Genomic DNA, 18,930 nt, shown 5'->3' on the forward strand with positions numbered 1-18,930 from the left:
AAGTTGTAGAATGATGTCGTATTAATGTATAGTTATACTTAGAAATAAATTTTGATTGTATAAGCAGGTGAAGTTATGACGGAGAAGAAAAAGAGAAACGAGTTTTTGGATTGGGTCATTGCATTGGGAATTGCTTTTCTTGTAGTAGGAGCTATTAGATATTTATTTTTCACACCAATTATTGTGGATGGTGAATCGATGATGCCGACATTACATACGCAAGACCGGATGATTGTTAATAAATTAGGCTATAAAATAGGCGAACCGGAACGCTTTGATATCGTTGTATTCCATGCGACTGAGGAAAAGGATTATATTAAGAGGGTAATCGGTTTACCTGGCGATCATGTCGAATATAAAGATGATACGCTTTATATTAATGGTAAAAAATATGATGAACCTTATTTGGATGAATATAAAAAGGAGCTTTTAGACGGTCCTTTAACAGAATCATTCACGCTTGAAGAGAGAACTGGAAAAACAACTGTTCCTGAAGGGGAAATTTTCGTTATGGGTGATAACCGGAGGTACAGTAAGGACAGCCGTCAAATTGGGACAGTTCCTATCGATGAAGTAATGGGGAAAACTAGTTTTGTCTTCTGGCCTTTATCAGATGTAAGATTCGTAAAATAATGTTGTAGCAAAAGGTGTGATTTAATATGGCAATTCAATGGTTTCCAGGTCATATGGCAAAAGCCCGCAGACAAGTGACAGAAAAATTAAAGTATATTGATATTGTGTTTGAACTTGTTGATGCAAGGCTGCCGATGTCTTCCCGAAATCCAATGATCGATGAAATTGTTTCCATGAAGCCAAGAATTGTTTTATTAAATAAAGCAGATATGGCTGATGAAAAAGTGACGAATGAATGGATCGCCTATTTTAAACAAAAAGATATTCCCGCACTTGCGATCGATTCGCAGACGGGAACAGGTTTAAAGCAGATTATTACACTATCAAAAGTAATACTGCGTGAGAAGTTTGACCGTTTAGCGGCAAAAGGTGTGAAGCCAAGAGCGATTAGAGCGTTAATTATCGGAATTCCAAACGTCGGAAAATCAACGCTTATTAACCGTCTAGCAAACAAAAATATTGCAAAAACGGGTAATAGACCAGGGGTAACAACAGCACAGCAATGGGTGAAAGTTGGCAAGGAATTAGAGCTGCTTGATACACCGGGTATTTTATGGCCGAAATTTGAAGATCAATTAGTAGGGTTGAAGCTTGCGACGACTGGTGCGATAAAAGACACAATTTTAAATTTACAGGAAATTACTGTTTATGCATTGAAGTTTTTGAAGGAAAACTATCCTGAAAGATTAAAGGAACGATATGGAATAGAGCAATTTGATGATGAGGATATCGTCCCATTATTCGATGAAATCGGAAAGAAACGTGGCTGTCTCATGTCAGGCGGTTATATTGATTATGATAAAACGTCTGAGCTTGTATTAAGAGAGCTTCGTTCTGAAAAGCTCGGAAGGCTGACGTTTGAAACACCGGCTGATTTTCATAAGGAAGAATAATAAAGTCTAAAAGTTCAATGAGTGATGAGAGTTGGGTTGAGACCCTCTATGATCATTCGTTGAACTTTATTTATTTTTAAATAAACCGATATAAACAGTAATTGAAAGGTGAGGCATATGACATTATCTTCAAAAGAAATTAAGATGAAATTAGAAAATATTACTTCTATTAACGATCCTTTTTTAAAGGAATGTAAGGAAGACACTCGAAAAACTGTCCAGCAGCTCGTTAATAGATGGATGAAACAATATGAAAAAGACGAAAGTGACCGAAATTTATTTTTAACTATGTCAGAGTACGAGGGAAAAGCTCGTCAGCTTGGCTACCAGTTCATTGCAGGCATTGATGAAGTCGGAAGAGGTCCTTTAGCAGGTCCAGTCGTTAGCTCGGCTGTTATTTTACCTGAAGATTTTTATTTACCTGGATTAACGGATTCTAAGAAATTATCAGAGAAAAAAAGAGAAGAGTTTTTTCACTTTATAAATGAAAATGCTCTTGCCGTTGGGATCGGTATTATTTCATCAGAAGTGATTGATGAAGTGAATATTTATGAGGCGACAAAGCTTGCAATGACAGAGGCAATTAAAAACCTAACAATAAAGCCTGATTATTTATTGCTTGATGCGATGGAATTACAAGTTTCAATTCCGCAGCAGGCAATTATTAAAGGAGATGCAAAAAGTGTCTCCATCGCGGCCAGTTCATGTATTGCAAAAGTGACAAGAGACCGTATGATGCAAGATCTTGCTAAAGACTATCCAGAATATGGTTTTGATAAGCATATGGGTTACGGGACGAAAGCACATTTAGAGGCTTTATATAAATATGGCCCAATACAACAGCATCGAAAAAGTTTCGCACCGGTGAAAAACTTAGTATAGAAGTAGGGAGGGTGTTTAAATGGAACCGATTATGGCGATGAAAAACGTATTTAAACAAGTGGCACAAGAGATGATTAAAAATGATCAGACGCTGTCATTAAAAGAAAATGAAATCGTCATTGGAAAAGTGACAAAGCTTTTCCTCGACCAGAAGGCAATGATTCAAATCGGGCAGACAAAAATGGTTGCTCAGCTGGAAACTGCTTTAAACTCCTTGCAAAATTATTGGTTCGTTGTAAAGGGTACGGATGAAACAGGTGGTATCCAGCTAAAGGTATTAAAAGAAGCAGTAGGAGAAAAATTAACAGCCGTACAGCAGGCGAAAGACCTTCTCTCGCTTATGCAAATTCGTCCAACGAAAGAAAATATGATGCTTGTAACAGAGCTGATGAAACAAAACATTTCTTTTACAAAAGCAGAATTATCAGCGGCGCTCCAACTGCTAAAGTCGATACCGAGAATGGATCAGGAAAAGGCTGTTCAGGCAATTCTCTTTGCTTTAAATAAAAACTTGCCAATGACAGAAAGTGTCATTAAATCGCTTACTGCTGCTCAAAGCGAAGAAGCATTAAATAAAAACCTTCAGTCCCTGCATACTAATTTAAATTTAGAGCGAAGCGGGACAAAGACGATTACTGATTTGAAAAATAACCTTCTGGAAATCTTGCAAAAACCGCTTGAAAACTATAAGGAAAAAATAATTGCAGCATTAATGAAAGAAATGAATAATCCAAAAACAGCGAAACAAGATGTTCAAACCATCGTATCACTCATAAATAAACTTGCACAGCCGGGACAAAATCAATCTTCTATTTTAAATATGCTGCAAGAGGAGTTAGTGAAGATGGAATCAGCAGGGCAGAATAATGCCCAGACTGCGACGTTAACGAATAAAAGCAGTGGACAAGGAATAGTTAACCAACCGGCTCAAGGAGAGCAAATAAGGCTGCAAGCGGGCGTGATGCAGCCTAATGAGCAGTCACCATTACTAATAAATAAAAATATTCAACAGCAAGTGCAAAATCAGGTGGCTGGAGAGAGCCAGGTAAAACCACAAACGAGTTCATCTACAGCAGTGCAATCAAGTGAACAATCTCAAGTGCTAATGAACAAAAATAGTCAGCAAGCGCAAATAGAGTCTGTTCTTGTCCAACCAAGCAGGGAACAAGAAGCAAAAGTACAGGTAAATATAAATACAGGAAGCCAGATAAATGCAGCAAGCAATAAAAGCAATTCATTAGTGCAAAATCAGCTTGTCATTGTCCAATCTGATGGAGGGAATGAAGTAAAATCAGAAGCAACGCTTGCTAATATCCCTAAAGAACAGGCGATAAATGAGAGAGCATTACCAATGACAGCAAATCAAGCAGTAAATAATAGCAGTGAACAGTTTACAAAAGGAGAAATAACTCTGCTTCAACGTGTTATCAGTCAAATCCCTATTATAGAGACGAAGCAGGATGTTTTGCAGCTATTTACAGCTTTGGATGAAAAATTAGGACAGAAAGGGGAAATATCCCTTTTACAGCAGTTAAGTAAAGAAGGCTTTACGAAGGTAGAAGAAAATTTGAACGGACTTAAACAAATGTTAATAGCTGCGCAAAAAGATGTTCAGATTCCAGCTGTACGTGAACAAATTGATCAGCTTATTTTAAGATTGAATGGAAATACACTTCTTCATCAAGATAATGGTCCAACACAGCAAATCATTACACAAATTCCGTTAAACTTAGGTACACATGAAACAGATTTAACGATCCAGTGGAATGGACAAAAACGTGCTGATGGAACGATTGATCCTAACTACTGCCGAATTCTATTTTATCTTGAGTTATTGTATTTAGAGGAAGTAATGATTGATGTTCATATTCAGAACCGGATTTTAACAATATCTGTTTTAAATAATAATGAATATTTAGATGGATTAGTTAAAATGCAGACAGATAGTTTAAAAGAAAGTTTACTAGAAATGAACTATCAATTGTCTTCTATTAAAGTTCGTCCATTTACACAGGAAAAAGACGAAGAAAAAGTAAAATTAACAAGACCGCAAGTATATTCAAAAACTAATGGATACACTGGGGGAGTTGATATTACGATATGAAAGAGGACGTAAAGAAAAAGCGGGCTGTAGCTTTGACCTATGATAAAGAACTAACTCAGGCTCCAAAAGTGATTGCCAAAGGAAAAGGATATATAGCTGAAAATATAATTAAAGAAGCTACTAAAAATAATGTTCATATTCAGGAAGACCCATCCCTTGTCGAAGTATTATCAAAGCTTGAAATCCACCAGCAAATCCCTGAAGAATTATACGAAGCAGTTGCCGAAATATTCGCTTTTATTTATAGGATTGATAATATGACAGGAAAGAAAAAATAGGAAATCCAGCTAATCTTCAGGAGAGATGAAAAAATCCTCCTGAAGGAAGTTTCACTATAGCAATTTCCATGATATGCTAGACAATGTACAAACTATTTAATAAAATGAAAGCGCAGTCTATTTTTTCTTTTAGGGAGGATAAAAAATGAATATCCATGAGTATCAAGGGAAAGAACTGCTAAGAAAATACGGTGTTATGGTACCGAATGGACGCGTTGCTTTTTCGGCTGATGAAGCGGTAGAGGCTGCGAAACAATTAGGTACAGATGTAACAGTCGTAAAGGCACAGATACATGCTGGCGGACGTGGGAAAGCCGGTGGTGTAAAAGTGGCGAAAAATATAGAAGAAGTTCGTACATATGCTGAGGAGATTCTCGGTAAAACACTTATCACACATCAGACGGGGCCTGAAGGCAAGGAAGTAAAGCGCTTGCTTATTGAAGAAGGCTGCGATATTAAAAAAGAATATTATATTGGACTCGTTTTAGATCGTGCAACGAGCCGTATCGTCTTAATGGCATCTGAAGAGGGCGGTACTGAAATTGAAGAAGTAGCAGAGAAGACACCTGAAAAAATATTTAAAGAAACAATTGATCCTGCAATCGGTCTTCAAAGCTATCAAGCTCGTAGAATTGCATTTAATATTAATATTCCTCGAGAATTAATTAATAAAGCTGCAGCATTTATGCTAGGTTTATATAAAGTTTTTATAGAAAAAGATTGTTCCATTGCTGAAATTAACCCGCTAGTTGTAACTGGTGATGGAAATGTAATGGCCCTTGATGCCAAGTTGAATTTTGATTCCAATGCTTTATATCGCCATAAAGATATTTTAGAGTATCGTGATTTAGAAGAAGAGGATGAAAAGGAAATTGAAGCATCAAAATATGATTTAAGCTATATTTCATTAGATGGAAATATCGGCTGCATGGTTAACGGTGCAGGCCTTGCGATGGCAACGATGGATATTATTAAATTTTATGGTGGAGACCCGGCAAACTTCCTTGATGTTGGCGGCGGGGCAACAGCAGAAAAGGTAACAGAAGCATTTAAAATTATTTTATCTGACCAAAATGTTAAAGGGATTTTCGTTAATATTTTTGGAGGAATTATGAAATGTGATGTCATTGCAGAAGGTGTTGTCGAAGCGACAAAACAAGTCGGATTATCGATTCCCTTAGTCGTTCGACTCGAAGGAACGAATGTTGAGATTGGCAAAAAGATTTTAAATGAATCAGGCTTAAACATTACATCTGCTGAATCTATGGCAGATGGTGCTAAAAAAATCGTTTCATTAGTCGGTTAACGGAAAGGGAGGGGACGAATAAATGAGTGTATTTATTAACAAAGATACAAAAGTAATCGTACAAGGTATTACTGGTTCAACTGCATTATTCCATACGAAGCAAATGCTTGAGTACGGAACGAATATCGTTGGCGGAACATCGCCTGGTAAAGGTGGTACAGAGGTAGAAGGATTACCTGTTTTTAATACGGTCATTGATGCGGTACAAACAACAGGTGCGAACGCCTCTGTTATTTATGTACCCGCTCCTTTCGCTGCTGATGCGATTATTGAAGCGGTTGATGCAGAGCTTGATATCGTCATTTGTATTACAGAGCATATACCTGTTCTAGATATGGTAAAGGTAAAGCGCTATATGGAGGGAAAGAAGACACGTCTGGTCGGACCGAACTGTCCGGGAGTTATTACGCCTGATGAATGTAAAATCGGTATTATGCCTGGCTATATTCATAAGAAAGGCCATGTTGGTGTTGTTTCCCGTTCAGGTACTTTAACATATGAAGCTGTTCACCAGCTTACACAGGAAGGAATCGGCCAATCGACAGCAGTCGGTATTGGCGGTGATCCTGTAAATGGAACTAATTTCATTGACGTATTAAAAGCGTTCAATGAAGACGCGGAAACATACGCTGTCATTATGATCGGTGAAATTGGCGGTACAGCGGAAGAAGAGGCTGCTGAATGGGTAAAAGCAAATATGACAAAACCGGTTGTAGGCTTCATTGGCGGACAAACAGCGCCTCCAGGTAAACGGATGGGCCATGCCGGTGCGATCATTTCAGGCGGTAAAGGAACGGCAGAAGAAAAGATCAAAACGATGAATGCATGCGGAATTAAAGTAGCAGAAACACCATCTGTTATGGGTGAAACATTAATTTCTGTTTTAAAAGAAAAAGGGTTATATGATAAATGTAGAACACACTAATGATAAAAGAAGGAACAATGATTGTTCCTTCTTTTCTACTATTAAATATAAGGTGGATAAAATGGAAACGAAAAAACTTTTCATATTGGCACATTGTCGTGGAATGTCGAATCAGATTATTTTGAAACTTATTCAAATGGACCCCACATTGCAAATTATTGATGAGCTAAATGATCAGCATTGGAATCATTATTTTAAATTATCTAATGAAAAAATTAAGTCGTTCCATGCGGATTACGAGTCGATTGATGTGAATAAGCTATTAAAAAAATACGATGATGAAAAAATTTCTTTCCTTCCTTTAACAAATGTCCTTTATCCTAAATTATTAAAAAATATTGCAGATCCTCCACCTTTTTTATTTTGCAAAGGGGATCTAAGTCTTTTTCAATTAAAGAAAATAATTAGTATTGTTGGTACACGGACACCATCGAAAAATGGAATAGAAACTGTCGAAAAATTTATAAAGCCGCTTGTAAGAGAAGGCTGGATTATCGTAAGCGGACTGGCAAAAGGTATTGATACATTCGCGCATAAATTAACACTTGAAAACAATGGGAAAACGATTGCGGTAATCGGTGGTGGCTTTTATCATTTATATCCGAAAGAAAACTGGCGAATAGCCCGAGAAATTAGTGAAAAACATATTCTCCTCTCAGAATTTCCACCAGCAACTATTCCTCAAAAATGGCATTTCCCACTGAGAAATCGGATTATTAGCGGTCTCGGTTTAGGAACAATTATTATCCAAGCGAAAAAAAGAAGTGGTTCCCTCATTACAGCTCATCAGGCACTTGAGCAAAACCGTGAAGTTTTTGCTGTTCCCGGCTCTATTTTTGACGAAAATTATGCAGGGACAAATGAGCTTATCCAACAGGGAGCAAAATTAGTAACGACTGCAAATGATATAACAGAAGAATTTGATCAAATTATTTAAAAATATACGACAAAATTCTATCTGTTTAGTCAATTATTTAAGTGATTTCCTTTATAGAAATGAAAGAAAAATAAATTTACTGTTTGACAAAACGGATATGAATATTTAATAATAGTGGAGATTTACAAACGAATAAACAATTTTTACAAGTGAATAGGAAATGAAAAAGAGAGAGACCTCTTTAAGGAGGAAATAAAAGATGTCTGATTACTTAGTTATCGTTGAATCGCCTGCAAAAGCAAAGACGATTGAACGTTATTTAGGAAAAAAATATAAAGTGAAAGCGTCGATGGGACATGTTCGTGATTTACCGAAAAGTCAGATTGGCGTTGATGTAGAAAAGAATTTTGAACCGAAGTATATAACGATCCGAGGGAAAGGAAATGTCCTGAAGGAATTAAGAACAGCTGCAAAAAAAGCAAAGAAAGTATATCTGGCAGCCGATCCAGATCGTGAAGGGGAAGCGATTGCATGGCATTTGGCACATAGTTTAGATCTTGATGTGCATTCAGATTGCCGCGTTGTTTTTAATGAAATTACGAAAGATGCCATTAAAGAATCATTCAAACATCCTCGCGCGATCAATATGGATCTTGTTGATGCCCAGCAGGCACGCCGAATTCTTGACCGTTTAGTTGGTTATAAAATAAGCCCGATCCTTTGGAAAAAGGTGAAAAAGGGATTAAGCGCAGGAAGAGTGCAGTCTGTTGCTTTACGATTAATCATTGATAGAGAAAAAGAAATTAATGAATTTGTTCCTGAAGAATATTGGACAATCGAAAGCAGCTTTTTAAAAGGAAACCGTGAATTTGAAGGCTCATTTTACGGGATGGATGGTAAAAAGGTAGAATTAAAAACAGAAGAAGATGTACAGAACATATTAAAACATTTAGATGGAAATAATTTCACTGTACAAAATGTAACAAAAAAGGAACGCCGTAGAAATCCTGCCCTTCCTTTTACAACATCTACTTTACAGCAGGAAGCGGCTAGAAAATTGAACTTCAGGGCAAGGAAGACAATGATGATTGCCCAGCAGCTTTATGAAGGAATCGATTTAGGTGCTGATGGAACAGTCGGTCTCATTACATACATGAGAACGGATTCAACGAGGATTTCAGAAACGGCAGAAACGGAAGCAAAAGAATTTATTATTGAGAAATACGGTGAAGAATATACAGCGACTGTTAAAAGAGCGCCAAAAAATAATTCAAATGCACAAGATGCCCATGAAGCGATCCGTCCTACATCAGCAACGCGGGAACCAAATAGTTTAAAAGAGTTTCTAAGCAGGGACCAATTAAGACTTTACAAACTTATTTGGGAACGATTCGTAGCAAGTCAAATGGCACAGGCTATTCTTGATACGATGAGCGTTGATCTTAATAATAATGAAGTTATATTCCGTGCAACAGGCTCAAAAGTTAAGTTTTCCGGCTTTATGAAAGTGTATGTAGAAGGAAGCGATGATCAGGCGGAAGAGAAAAATAAAATGCTTCCAGATCTTGAAAACGGGGATGAGATATTTTCCAAAGATCTTGAACCTGCTCAGCATTTCACACAGCCTCCACCACGTTATACAGAGGCAAGGCTCGTAAAAACACTGGAAGAACTAGGTATTGGCCGCCCGTCGACATATGCTCCAACACTTGATACAATTCAAAGGCGCGGATATACTGCACTTGATAACAAGCGCTTCGTTCCGACAGAGCTTGGGGAAATTGTACTGGAGCTTGTAAGAGAATTTTTCCCGGAAATTATTAATGTGGAATTTACTGTGCAAATGGAAAATAGTCTCGATGAAGTCGAAGATGGCAACGTACAATGGGTGGAAATTCTTGATGATTTTTATAAAGACTTTGCAAAGAGAATTGAAAAAGCGGAAGTCGAAATGGAAAAGGTTGAAATAAAGGATGAACCAGCTGGGGAAGATTGTGAAGAATGCGGTCACCCGATGGTCTTTAAAATGGGCCGTTATGGAAAGTTCATGGCATGCTCTAATTTTCCAGACTGCCGTAATACGAAGCCGATTGTAAAAGAAATCGGTGTGAAATGTCCAAATTGTGAAAATGGAAATATTGTTGAACGAAAATCAAAAAAGCGCCGAATATTTTATGGCTGCGATCAGTTCCCGGAATGTGATTTCCTTTCTTGGGATAAGCCGATTGCAAGAGCGTGCCCGAAATGTGAAAGCGTGCTCGTAGAGAAGAAATTGAAAAAAGGTGTACAAGTTCAATGTATGAAATGTGATTACAAAGAGGAACCGCAAAGTTAGGTGAGCATATAAGCGCTCACCTTCTTTCACTTAGTTTTTTAAATATGGAGGAAAAGATAATGAACAATAGTACGATCGTAAATGTTATTGGAGCCGGCTTAGCGGGAAGTGAAGCGGCATGGCAGCTTGCAAAAAGAGGAATTCAAGTCCGTTTATATGAAATGAGACCTGTTAAACAAACACCTGCACATCATACTGATAAATTTGCTGAACTCGTATGCAGCAACTCATTGCGTGCAAATACGTTAACAAATGCGGTCGGTGTTCTAAAAGAAGAAATGAGAATGCTCGATTCTGTCATTATACGATCAGCCGATGACTGTGCGGTTCCAGCAGGCGGCGCACTTGCAGTTGACCGTCATGAGTTCGCTGATAAAGTAACAGACCGTGTGAAAAATCATCCGAATGTGACAGTTGTAAATGAGGAAGTAACAGAAATTCCGGAAGGGCCAACGATTATTGCAACAGGTCCGTTAACATCTCAAAGCTTATCAGAACAGTTAAAAACATTAACAGGTGAAGAATATTTATATTTCTACGATGCAGCAGCACCGATCATTGAAAAAGAAAGTATCGATATGGATAAAGTGTATTTAAAATCCCGCTATGATAAAGGGGAAGCAGCTTATTTAAACTGTCCGATGACAGAGGAAGAATTTGACCGTTTTTATGAAGCGCTTATTGCAGCTGAGACTGTTCCACTTAAAGAATTCGAGAAAGAAATTTTCTTTGAAGGATGCATGCCGATTGAAGTAATGGCAGGAAGAGGAAAGAAAACGATGCTGTTTGGACCGCTTAAGCCAGTTGGATTAGAAGATCCAAAAACAGGAAAAAGACCACATGCAGTCGTTCAGCTTCGACAAGATGATGCAGCGGGAACACTTTATAATCTTGTCGGTTTCCAAACACATTTAAAATGGGGTCCACAAAAAGAAGTGCTTTCTCTTATCCCGGGTTTAGAAAATGTAGAAATTGTTCGCTACGGTGTTATGCATCGAAATACTTTTATTAACTCACCAAATCTATTAAAACCGACATATCAGTATAAGGGCCGTGAAAATTTATTTTTTGCAGGACAAATGACAGGTGTGGAAGGATATGTAGAATCAGCAGCATCAGGACTTGTTGCCGGGATAAATGCAGCAAATCTTATTTTAGGAAAAGAGCTTATCGAATTTCCGCATGAAACAGCTATCGGAAGCATGTCACGTTATATTACAACGACGAACTCTAAAAACTTCCAGCCGATGAATGCGAATTTTGGTATTATCGCAGAGCTTCCAGAAAGAATTAGAAATAAAAAAGAACGCTACGAAGCACTCGCTAATAGAGCGCTTGAAACAATTCGAAAAATTTCGAGAGATATGTGATATCATTTGCAAGGGCTGCTGAATGTATGATAACATTTAGGAGCCCTTGTGAGGTGTTAAAATGGAGAAATTAAATAAATATTTAACGTTTTTCATCGAATATTTACAAATTGAAAAAAATTATTCACAGCTTACAATTGTAACATATGAAGCTGATATTAAAGATTTTTTTACTTTTATAAAAAAAGAGGCAATTGATACATTGCAGCAAGTAACATATACAGATATACGTTTATATTTAACAGAATTACATAAAAGAAGTTTTGCAAGGAAAACGATCTCTCGAAAAATTTCATCTTTAAGATCCTTTTATCATTTTCTTATGAGGGAAAAACATGTTGCCGAAAATCCATTTTCTCTCGTATCTTTACCGAAAAAAGAACAGAAAATTCCACAGTTTTTATTTGAAGAAGAGCTGGAAAAGCTATTCACAATATCAGATATTGCTACACCCCTCGGTCAAAGAAATCAGGCGATATTAGAAGTTTTATATGGAACAGGAATTCGTGTTAGTGAATGCTGTGGAATCCGTCTTGAAGACCTTGATTTTTCTGTTGGTACAGTTCTTGTTAATGGTAAGGGCGGGAAGCAAAGATATGTTCCTTTTGGCAGTTATGCACATGAAGCACTTGAACAATATATTGCTTCTGGCAGAGAAATATTGATGGCGAAATTAAAGCAGACAGAAAAGCATTCCTACCTTTTTGTTAATAATCGGGGTGGCGCTTTAACAGTTGGCGGTATTCAGTATATTTTAAATGAATTAATAAAAAAGACATCCACGATCGTTCATATTCATCCGCATATGTTCCGTCATACATTTGCGACACATTTATTAAATGAAGGTGCCGATATGAGAAGTGTACAAGAGCTGTTAGGGCATGAACATTTATCGTCTACACAAATATATACACATGTCACGAAAGATCACTTAAAGAGAATTTATATGACACACCATCCAAGAGCATAATTTTTGAAAACGATAAATAAAATTGTACATTTGAAAATATATGATAGAAAGATGATTATATTTTACGAGGAGGTTTCATAGTATGGGAGAGTTCCATGCGACAACGATATTTGCGATTAAGCATAATGGGAAATCAGCGATGGCAGGTGACGGACAAGTGACGTTCGGAAATGCTGTCGTGATGAAGCATACAGCCAAAAAGGTGCGTAAATTATTTAATGGCAAAGTGATCGCAGGTTTTGCAGGCTCTGTCGCTGACGCTTTTACATTATTTGAGCTTTTTGAAGGAAGGCTTGAAGAATATAATGGAAATCTTCAGCGTGCTGCTGTTGAGCTTGCAAAAGAGTGGCGCAGCGATAAAGTGTTAAGAAGATTAGAAGCGATGCTTATTGTCATGAATGAAACAGATCTTTTACTTATTTCAGGAACTGGTGAAGTAATTGAACCTGATGATGGAATTTTAGCAATTGGATCAGGTGGTAACTATGCTTTATCAGCTGGCAGAGCGTTAAAACGTTACGCTGGTGAAACGATGACGGCAAGAGAAATTGCAGAAGGCTCTTTAAAGATTGCTGGGGAAATATGCGTTTATACAAATGAAAATATTATCGTCGAAGAATTGTAAGGGGGATGTTATTTTGAGTACACAATTAACTCCAAAGCAAATTGTTGAACGATTAGACCAATATATAGTAGGGCAGACAGCTGCCAAAAAAGCAGTTGCAGTTGCGCTTCGTAACCGTTACAGAAGAAATTTATTGAATGAGAAGCTAAGAGATGAAGTAGTGCCGAAAAACATTTTAATGATTGGTCCGACAGGTGTTGGTAAAACAGAAATTGCAAGAAGAATTGCAAAGCTTGTTGGTGCTCCGTTTATTAAAGTGGAGGCGACAAAATTTACGGAAATCGGCTATGTCGGACGAGATGTTGAATCAATGGTAAGAGATTTAACAGAAACAGCAATCCGTCTTGTAAAAGAAGAGAAAATGAATGAAGTAAAAGGTACAGCTGAAGAAAATGCAAATAGGCGTTTAGTGGAATTGCTCGTTCCTGGTAAGAAGAAGCAAACAGCTTATAAAAATCCGCTTGAAATGCTCTTTGGTGGAAATGCTGCACAGGAGCAGCAGACAGAAACGACTGCTGAAGATATGAATATAGAAGAGCAGCGCCGAAAAACAGCGCATAAGCTTGCACTCGGTGAATTAGAAGATTATTATGTTGTTGTTGAAGTGGAAGAACAGCAGCCATCTATGTTTGACATGCTTCAAGGTTCGGGCATGGAGCAAATGGGAATGAATATGCAGGATGCGCTCGGCAGTTTAATGCCAAAGAAAAAGAAGAAGCGCAAGCTCACTGTAAAAGAAGCTCGTAAAGTGTTAACAAATGAAGAAGCGACAAAGCTTATTGATATGGATGAAGTGACAGCAGAAGCTGTTCACAGGGCTGAAAACTCAGGGATTATTTTTATTGATGAAATTGATAAGATTGCGAAGAAATCCCAAGGGTCTGGAGCAGATGTTTCAAGAGAAGGTGTACAAAGGGATATTTTACCGATCGTGGAAGGATCAACTGTTGTGACAAAATATGGTCCTGTTAAGACAGATCATGTTTTATTTATCGCAGCAGGTGCATTCCATATTGCAAAGCCTTCTGATTTAATTCCGGAACTGCAAGGAAGATTTCCAATCCGTGTAGAACTGACAAAGCTAAGTGTAGATGATTTTGTCCGCATTTTAGTGGAGCCGAATAATGCATTATTAAAGCAATATATTGCTCTGCTTGAGACAGAAGGTATACAATTGGAATTTTCTGACGATGCTATTTATAAACTTGCAGAGGTTGCATTTGAAGTGAATCAAGATACAGACAATATTGGTGCAAGACGATTACATACGATATTAGAGCGGCTTCTAGAGGATCTATCATTTGAAGCACCTGATATTAACCTGGATAAAATTGTTATAACACCGCAATATGTGGAAGAAAAGCTAAGTAAAATTGCAAAAAATAAAGATCTTAGCCAATTTATTTTATAAGAACAAGATCGGGAGGCAAGTCAATGGTTTTATTAGAAAGAACTCGTAAGATTAATGCAATGCTCCAAAGAGTAGCGGGGAAACCAGTTAATTTCGTAGAAATGGCTGAAAAATTAAGTGAAGTAATTAATGCGAATATTTTCGTTGTGAGCCGCCGCGGGAAGCTATTAGGGTTTGCTGTTAACCAGCAAATTGAAAATGACCGTATGAGGCAGATGTTAAAGGATCGTCAGTTCCCGACTGAATACACGAATAATTTGTTTAATATAGAAGAAACCTCTCCCAATCTAGATGTATATAGTGAATATACAGCATTTCCGATTGAGAATAGAGAGTTATTCAAAAATGGTTTAACAACAATTGTTCCGATCATTGGCGGAGGGGACCGGCTTGGTACATTAATTTTAGCGCGTGTAGACGAACAGTTTGAAGATGATGATCTTATTTTAGCTGAATATGGTGCAACGGTTGTCGGTATGGAAATTCTTCGTGAAAAGGCAGATGAAATTGAAGAAGAAGCGAGAAGCAAAGCTGTTGTTCAAATGGCGATCAGTTCTCTTTCTTACAGTGAGTTAGAAGCGATTGAGCATATTTTTGAAGAATTAAACGGTAATGAAGGCTTACTTGTTGCAAGTAAAATTGCTGACCGTGTTGGTATCACACGTTCGGTTATCGTAAATGCTCTGCGGAAATTAGAAAGCGCTGGTGTGATTGAATCACGCTCCCTCGGTATGAAAGGGACGTATATTAAAGTGCTGAATAATAAGTTTCTTATTGAGTTAGAAAAAATAAAAGCAAACTAACAGAAGAGTATTTTAATGGTGATATTTAAAAAGGCTTACCTAATTAATTTTAGGTAGGCCTTTTTCTGTGGAGGAGAAAGCTTGAGTAGTGTGAAAAAGAGAGAAGAATAGTTCGTTATCATCAGGAATTTTACTATTTTCATGAAGAAAAGGGAAAAATAGATAAGTAAATAAAGAAATATTTTAATACAAAAATCGACAAAATTCTCTCGTGGAAGCAGGTGTTTGTGTCGAAAAAAAGAGGAGTTTTATAGGTCTATACTCACAATCTAAACCTGAATAAGAGATTTTCGACAATAAAAACTATATTTCTACTTTTTAAGAAAAATAAAGATTATTGTCGTATAAAGAAAAAAGAGATAATTCCTAATTTATTATAAGACGAAAGTATGATACTTTATTTAATGTACTCATTCGTAAAAACCTAGAGAAAATGAAAAACAGAATAGTTTATAGGGATAATGTTCATTAAAAACATATAAATACCATTTTTTTAAGTCAAAAGTCATGATTATGAAGATGAAAGGTGATTATAGGGTATAAAAATACAGATAACGACTTTTTTTTACAGCAACTTCATAGACTTTAAGACTATTATTTCTTACAATAGCAGTATATTGAGAAAACGATAGTTAAATATAATACGAAAATAGATTTACTTTTGTGAGGGGAATACGGTGAAAATTTTTTCTAATACGATAAATTCATTAGAACAAGCTTTGAATCAGTCAGCAATTAGACAAAAAGTCATGTCTGATAATATAGCTAATGTCGATACACCAAATTATAAGGCGAAAGATGTAAGCTTTAGCAATATTCTTCAAAAAGAGATAGGAAATTTACAGGCATATCGTACGGATGAACGACATTTTGAATTTGGCAGTCATTCTAAAGAAAACTTTAAAGTGTTTACGAAATCACAAACAAGTTATCAGCAAAATGGAAATAATGTTGATATTGATCAGGAAATGGCTAATATGGCGAAAAACCAAATTCAATATAATGCACTGGTTGACCGGATTAGCAGTAAATTCAATTCATTAAAAACAGTTGTTAAGGGAGGGCGTTAGTAATGGCGATTTTTCAAAATATTAATATTTCAGCTTCCGCTCTTACAGCACAAAGGCTTAGGATGGATGTCATTTCATCTAATATGGCAAATATGGATACGACTAGAGCACAATATGTGGATGGACAGTGGCAGCCATACAGAAGAAAAATGGTCGTTACACAGCCGGAAGGAACGAACTTCGCTAATATGTTAAATCATGCACTTGGGAAACAAGCAAACGTCGGCGGAGGAGTGAAGGTGGCAGAAATAGTAGAGGATGAAACACCGTTTAAACTCGTTTATGATCCTGAACATCCTGATGCAAATGAAGAAGGATATGTGTCGCTTCCAAATGTCGATCCTCTAAAGGAAATGGTCGATCTAATGGGCAGTACACGTTCATATGAGGCAAATGTTACGGTGCTCAATGCATCAAAAGGAATGCTTATGAAAGCTTTAGAAATAGGAAAGTAAAGGTGAGTAGTAAATGATTAATAGAGTTGCACCTCTTAATATGCAAACGATACAGCCGCTTGGACAGAAAGAAGCTGTAAATGAAGTAAAAGCAAATAAAATATCTTTTGGAGAAATTTTAAAACAATCTATTAATGAAGTAAATGCATCACAAGCTATGTCGGATAAAATGACGGAAGCGCTTGCAGCTGGGGAAAATGTGGAACTGCATAATGTAATGATCACAGCTGAAAAAGCAAGTGTGACGTTAACAATAGCAACAGAAGTTCGAAATAAAGCGATTGAAGCATATCAAGAGATGATGAGAATGCAAGTTTAAATTGTTCTTATATTTTAAAGAACGGTTAGTGGTATCCATGTAAAATCAATATCATCATACCGGGGGAATTTACGCAAAATGAACGATAAGTTAGTACAACTAAAAAATACATTAGCTCAAATGTGGAGCAACCGGTCAAAGCTTCAAAAAGCTTTAATAATTGGCGGTGGTACATTATTTATCACCGCTATCATTTTGGTAGCTGTATTTGCCGGGAAAACGAAACTAGTTCCTTTATATAAGGATCTTTCGCCACAGGAGACAGGTCAAATAAAAGAGAACCTTGATGCAAGAGGGGTACAATCAGAAATTAGGAATAACGGAACAGCTATTCACGTACCAGAGGAAATGGTTGATACATTAAAAGTCGAATTGGCTGCTGAAGGCTTACCAGACAGTGGCGCTATTGATTACTCTTTTTTCGGTGAGAAATCAGGCTTTGGTATGACAGATAATGAATTTGATGTTATTAAATTAAAAGCAACACAAACCGAATTAGCTAATTTAATGAAAGGCATCGAAGGAGTAAAAGATGCAAAAGTAATGATTAATATGCCAAAAGAATCAGTGTTTGTCGGTGAACAAACAGAAGGTTCTTCTGCATCAGTTGTCTTAAATTTAGAACATACTTCCCAGTTAGATCAAAATAAGATCAATGCCTTATATCATCTTGTTGCCAAAAGTGTTCCAAATCTTTCTACAGATAATATCGTCATTATGGATCAAAACTTTAACTACTATGATTTAAATAAAGGCGGAAGTTCAGGAACAGTTGCAAGCTACTCTACACAGCATGAAGTTAAAGCGCAAATTGAACGTGATCTTCAAAGAGAAGTTCAAAAAATGTTAGGTACGATGATGGGACAGGATAAAGTCGTCGTTTCTGTTACAACAGATATTGATTTCACACAAGAACAAAGGGAAGAAAAACTTGTTACCCCTATTAATGAAGAGACAGGGGAAGGAATTGCTGTCAGTGTGGAAAGAATAACAGAAACTTATTCTGGTGAGGGCGCCCCAGTTGGAGGAGTTCCAGGAACAGCTGAAAACGATGTGACAACTTATCAAGCCGCTGGTGCCAATGGAAGCGGCGATTATGAAAAAATTGAAGAGCGTGTTAACAATGAGGTAAATCGAATTTCGAAACAAATCGTGGAAAGTCCGTATAAAGTCCGTGATATTGGAATTCAAGTAATGGTCGAGCCGCCGACTGCGGATGATCCAGCTTCATTACCACAGGATCGAGTAAACGATATTGAACAAATTTTATCAACGATTGTTAGAACTTCTATTGATAAAACAGCAGCTGAAGAGCTGACAGACCAGGCTATACAGGATAAAATTGTCGTTTCTGTTCAGCCGTTTGGTTCAAAAGAAGAAGCTCAGTCGCAGGAAACAGCAGTTATTCCTATGTGGATGTACATTGTTGGTGGTGCATTATTACTTATTATTATCATTCTAGTTATCTTATTAATTCGTAAAAAGAGAAATGAAGAAGAAGTGGAAGAGGAAGAAATTACTATCGATGAGCCAATCGTTCTCGATGATATAAATGAAGAAATAGAAACAGAAGCTACTGTTCGTAAGAAACAGCTTGAGCAAATGGCGAAAGAAAAACCAGAGGACTTTGCTAAATTACTACGATCATGGATTTCAGAAGACTAGGAGGTTTTA

Annotated in this window: 18 protein-coding genes; all 18 read left to right on the plus strand. The window is 37.0% G+C overall.

Annotation, left to right across the window (positions count from 1 at the left end; genetic code table 11):
* The first annotated feature begins 75 nt into the window (after nt 1-75).
* The gene (gene lepB, locus BFA01S_RS02400; RefSeq protein WP_066225356.1) at nt 76-633 is read left to right on the plus strand and encodes a signal peptidase I; all 558 of its coding nucleotides are present in this window, start codon (nt 76-78) and stop codon (nt 631-633) included.
* A gap of 26 nt (nt 634-659) precedes the next feature.
* Nucleotides 660-1,526 (plus strand): ribosome biogenesis GTPase YlqF, encoded by an 867-nt coding sequence (gene ylqF, locus BFA01S_RS02405; protein ID WP_066225359.1) that lies wholly within the window; start codon nt 660-662, stop codon nt 1,524-1,526.
* Nucleotides 1,527-1,643: 117 nt separating this feature from the next.
* Entirely contained in the window at nt 1,644-2,408 is a 765-nt protein-coding gene (gene rnhB / locus BFA01S_RS02410; RefSeq protein WP_066225361.1) for a ribonuclease HII, read from the plus strand.
* A 19-nt stretch (nt 2,409-2,427) separates the two neighbouring features.
* Entirely contained in the window at nt 2,428-4,512 is a 2,085-nt protein-coding gene (locus BFA01S_RS02415; RefSeq protein ID WP_066225363.1) for a hypothetical protein, read from the plus strand.
* Nucleotides 4,509-4,790 (plus strand): EscU/YscU/HrcU family type III secretion system export apparatus switch protein, encoded by a 282-nt coding sequence (locus tag BFA01S_RS02420; protein ID WP_066225365.1) that lies wholly within the window; start codon nt 4,509-4,511, stop codon nt 4,788-4,790. Before BFA01S_RS02415 ends, BFA01S_RS02420 begins: the two co-directional genes overlap by 4 nt.
* Before the next feature lie 145 nt (nt 4,791-4,935).
* Nucleotides 4,936-6,096 carry an ADP-forming succinate--CoA ligase subunit beta gene (gene sucC, locus BFA01S_RS02425; protein WP_066225371.1) on the plus strand — a complete coding sequence of 387 codons (1,161 nt, stop codon included), beginning with the start codon at nt 4,936-4,938 and terminating at the stop codon, nt 6,094-6,096.
* A 22-nt stretch (nt 6,097-6,118) separates the two neighbouring features.
* Complete coding sequence (gene sucD / locus BFA01S_RS02430; protein ID WP_066225373.1) at nt 6,119-7,021, plus strand: succinate--CoA ligase subunit alpha; 903 nt, start codon at nt 6,119-6,121, stop codon at nt 7,019-7,021.
* Between the two features lie 61 nt (nt 7,022-7,082).
* Nucleotides 7,083-7,958 (plus strand): DNA-processing protein DprA, encoded by an 876-nt coding sequence (gene dprA / locus BFA01S_RS02435; protein WP_066225375.1) that lies wholly within the window; start codon nt 7,083-7,085, stop codon nt 7,956-7,958.
* A 199-nt stretch (nt 7,959-8,157) separates the two neighbouring features.
* Nucleotides 8,158-10,233, plus strand: a complete 2,076-nt coding sequence (topA, locus tag BFA01S_RS02440) for a type I DNA topoisomerase (protein WP_066225377.1) — start codon at nt 8,158-8,160, stop codon at nt 10,231-10,233.
* A 59-nt stretch (nt 10,234-10,292) separates the two neighbouring features.
* Nucleotides 10,293-11,603 carry an FADH(2)-oxidizing methylenetetrahydrofolate--tRNA-(uracil(54)-C(5))-methyltransferase TrmFO gene (gene trmFO, locus BFA01S_RS02445; RefSeq protein ID WP_066225379.1) on the plus strand — a complete coding sequence of 437 codons (1,311 nt, stop codon included), beginning with the start codon at nt 10,293-10,295 and terminating at the stop codon, nt 11,601-11,603.
* Nucleotides 11,604-11,664: 61 nt separating this feature from the next.
* Entirely contained in the window at nt 11,665-12,573 is a 909-nt protein-coding gene (xerC, locus tag BFA01S_RS02450) for a tyrosine recombinase XerC (RefSeq protein ID WP_066225381.1), read from the plus strand.
* A gap of 82 nt (nt 12,574-12,655) precedes the next feature.
* Nucleotides 12,656-13,198, plus strand: a complete 543-nt coding sequence (hslV, locus tag BFA01S_RS02455; protein WP_066225384.1) for an ATP-dependent protease subunit HslV — start codon at nt 12,656-12,658, stop codon at nt 13,196-13,198.
* Entirely contained in the window at nt 13,170-14,609 is a 1,440-nt protein-coding gene (hslU, locus tag BFA01S_RS02460; RefSeq protein ID WP_066225385.1) for an ATP-dependent protease ATPase subunit HslU, read from the plus strand. Before hslV ends, hslU begins: the two co-directional genes overlap by 29 nt.
* Before the next feature lie 23 nt (nt 14,610-14,632).
* Entirely contained in the window at nt 14,633-15,412 is a 780-nt protein-coding gene (gene codY, locus BFA01S_RS02465) for a GTP-sensing pleiotropic transcriptional regulator CodY (protein ID WP_066225387.1), read from the plus strand.
* 677 nt (nt 15,413-16,089) lie between these two features.
* On the plus strand, nt 16,090-16,482 hold the full coding sequence (gene flgB, locus BFA01S_RS02470) for a flagellar basal body rod protein FlgB (protein ID WP_066225389.1): 393 nt from the start codon (nt 16,090-16,092) through the stop codon (nt 16,480-16,482).
* Nucleotides 16,483-16,484: 2 nt separating this feature from the next.
* Nucleotides 16,485-16,937, plus strand: a complete 453-nt coding sequence (flgC, locus tag BFA01S_RS02475) for a flagellar basal body rod protein FlgC (protein ID WP_066225391.1) — start codon at nt 16,485-16,487, stop codon at nt 16,935-16,937.
* 13 nt (nt 16,938-16,950) lie between these two features.
* Complete coding sequence (fliE, locus tag BFA01S_RS02480) at nt 16,951-17,256, plus strand: flagellar hook-basal body complex protein FliE (protein WP_066225393.1); 306 nt, start codon at nt 16,951-16,953, stop codon at nt 17,254-17,256.
* Between the two features lie 78 nt (nt 17,257-17,334).
* Complete coding sequence (fliF, locus tag BFA01S_RS02485) at nt 17,335-18,921, plus strand: flagellar basal-body MS-ring/collar protein FliF (protein WP_066225394.1); 1,587 nt, start codon at nt 17,335-17,337, stop codon at nt 18,919-18,921.
* Nucleotides 18,922-18,930 lie beyond the last annotated feature (9 nt).

Origin of the sequence: Metabacillus fastidiosus NBRC 101226, from assembly GCF_001591625.1 — a bacterium.
Taxonomy (GTDB): Bacteria; Bacillota; Bacilli; order Bacillales; family Bacillaceae; genus Metabacillus; species Metabacillus fastidiosus.

What these genes read in the sequence shown, in the direction of transcription:
- dprA (WP_066225375.1), top strand. Translation starts at nt 7,083, where the DNA reads ATGGAAACGAAAAAACTTTTCATATTGGCACATTGTCGTGGAATGTCG.
- trmFO (WP_066225379.1), top strand. Translation starts at nt 10,293, where the DNA reads ATGAACAATAGTACGATCGTAAATGTTATTGGAGCCGGCTTAGCGGGA.
- rnhB (WP_066225361.1), top strand. Translation starts at nt 1,644, where the DNA reads ATGACATTATCTTCAAAAGAAATTAAGATGAAATTAGAAAATATTACT.
- hslU (WP_066225385.1), top strand. Translation starts at nt 13,170, where the DNA reads ATGAAAATATTATCGTCGAAGAATTGTAAGGGGGATGTTATTTTGAGT.
- lepB (WP_066225356.1), top strand. Translation starts at nt 76, where the DNA reads ATGACGGAGAAGAAAAAGAGAAACGAGTTTTTGGATTGGGTCATTGCA.
- hslV (WP_066225384.1), top strand. Translation starts at nt 12,656, where the DNA reads ATGGGAGAGTTCCATGCGACAACGATATTTGCGATTAAGCATAATGGG.
- sucC (WP_066225371.1), top strand. Translation starts at nt 4,936, where the DNA reads ATGAATATCCATGAGTATCAAGGGAAAGAACTGCTAAGAAAATACGGT.
- codY (WP_066225387.1), top strand. Translation starts at nt 14,633, where the DNA reads ATGGTTTTATTAGAAAGAACTCGTAAGATTAATGCAATGCTCCAAAGA.
- fliE (WP_066225393.1), top strand. Translation starts at nt 16,951, where the DNA reads ATGATTAATAGAGTTGCACCTCTTAATATGCAAACGATACAGCCGCTT.
- ylqF (WP_066225359.1), top strand. Translation starts at nt 660, where the DNA reads ATGGCAATTCAATGGTTTCCAGGTCATATGGCAAAAGCCCGCAGACAA.
- topA (WP_066225377.1), top strand. Translation starts at nt 8,158, where the DNA reads ATGTCTGATTACTTAGTTATCGTTGAATCGCCTGCAAAAGCAAAGACG.
- BFA01S_RS02415 (WP_066225363.1), top strand. Translation starts at nt 2,428, where the DNA reads ATGGAACCGATTATGGCGATGAAAAACGTATTTAAACAAGTGGCACAA.
- fliF (WP_066225394.1), top strand. Translation starts at nt 17,335, where the DNA reads ATGAACGATAAGTTAGTACAACTAAAAAATACATTAGCTCAAATGTGG.
- sucD (WP_066225373.1), top strand. Translation starts at nt 6,119, where the DNA reads ATGAGTGTATTTATTAACAAAGATACAAAAGTAATCGTACAAGGTATT.
- BFA01S_RS02420 (WP_066225365.1), top strand. Translation starts at nt 4,509, where the DNA reads ATGAAAGAGGACGTAAAGAAAAAGCGGGCTGTAGCTTTGACCTATGAT.
- flgC (WP_066225391.1), top strand. Translation starts at nt 16,485, where the DNA reads ATGGCGATTTTTCAAAATATTAATATTTCAGCTTCCGCTCTTACAGCA.
- xerC (WP_066225381.1), top strand. Translation starts at nt 11,665, where the DNA reads ATGGAGAAATTAAATAAATATTTAACGTTTTTCATCGAATATTTACAA.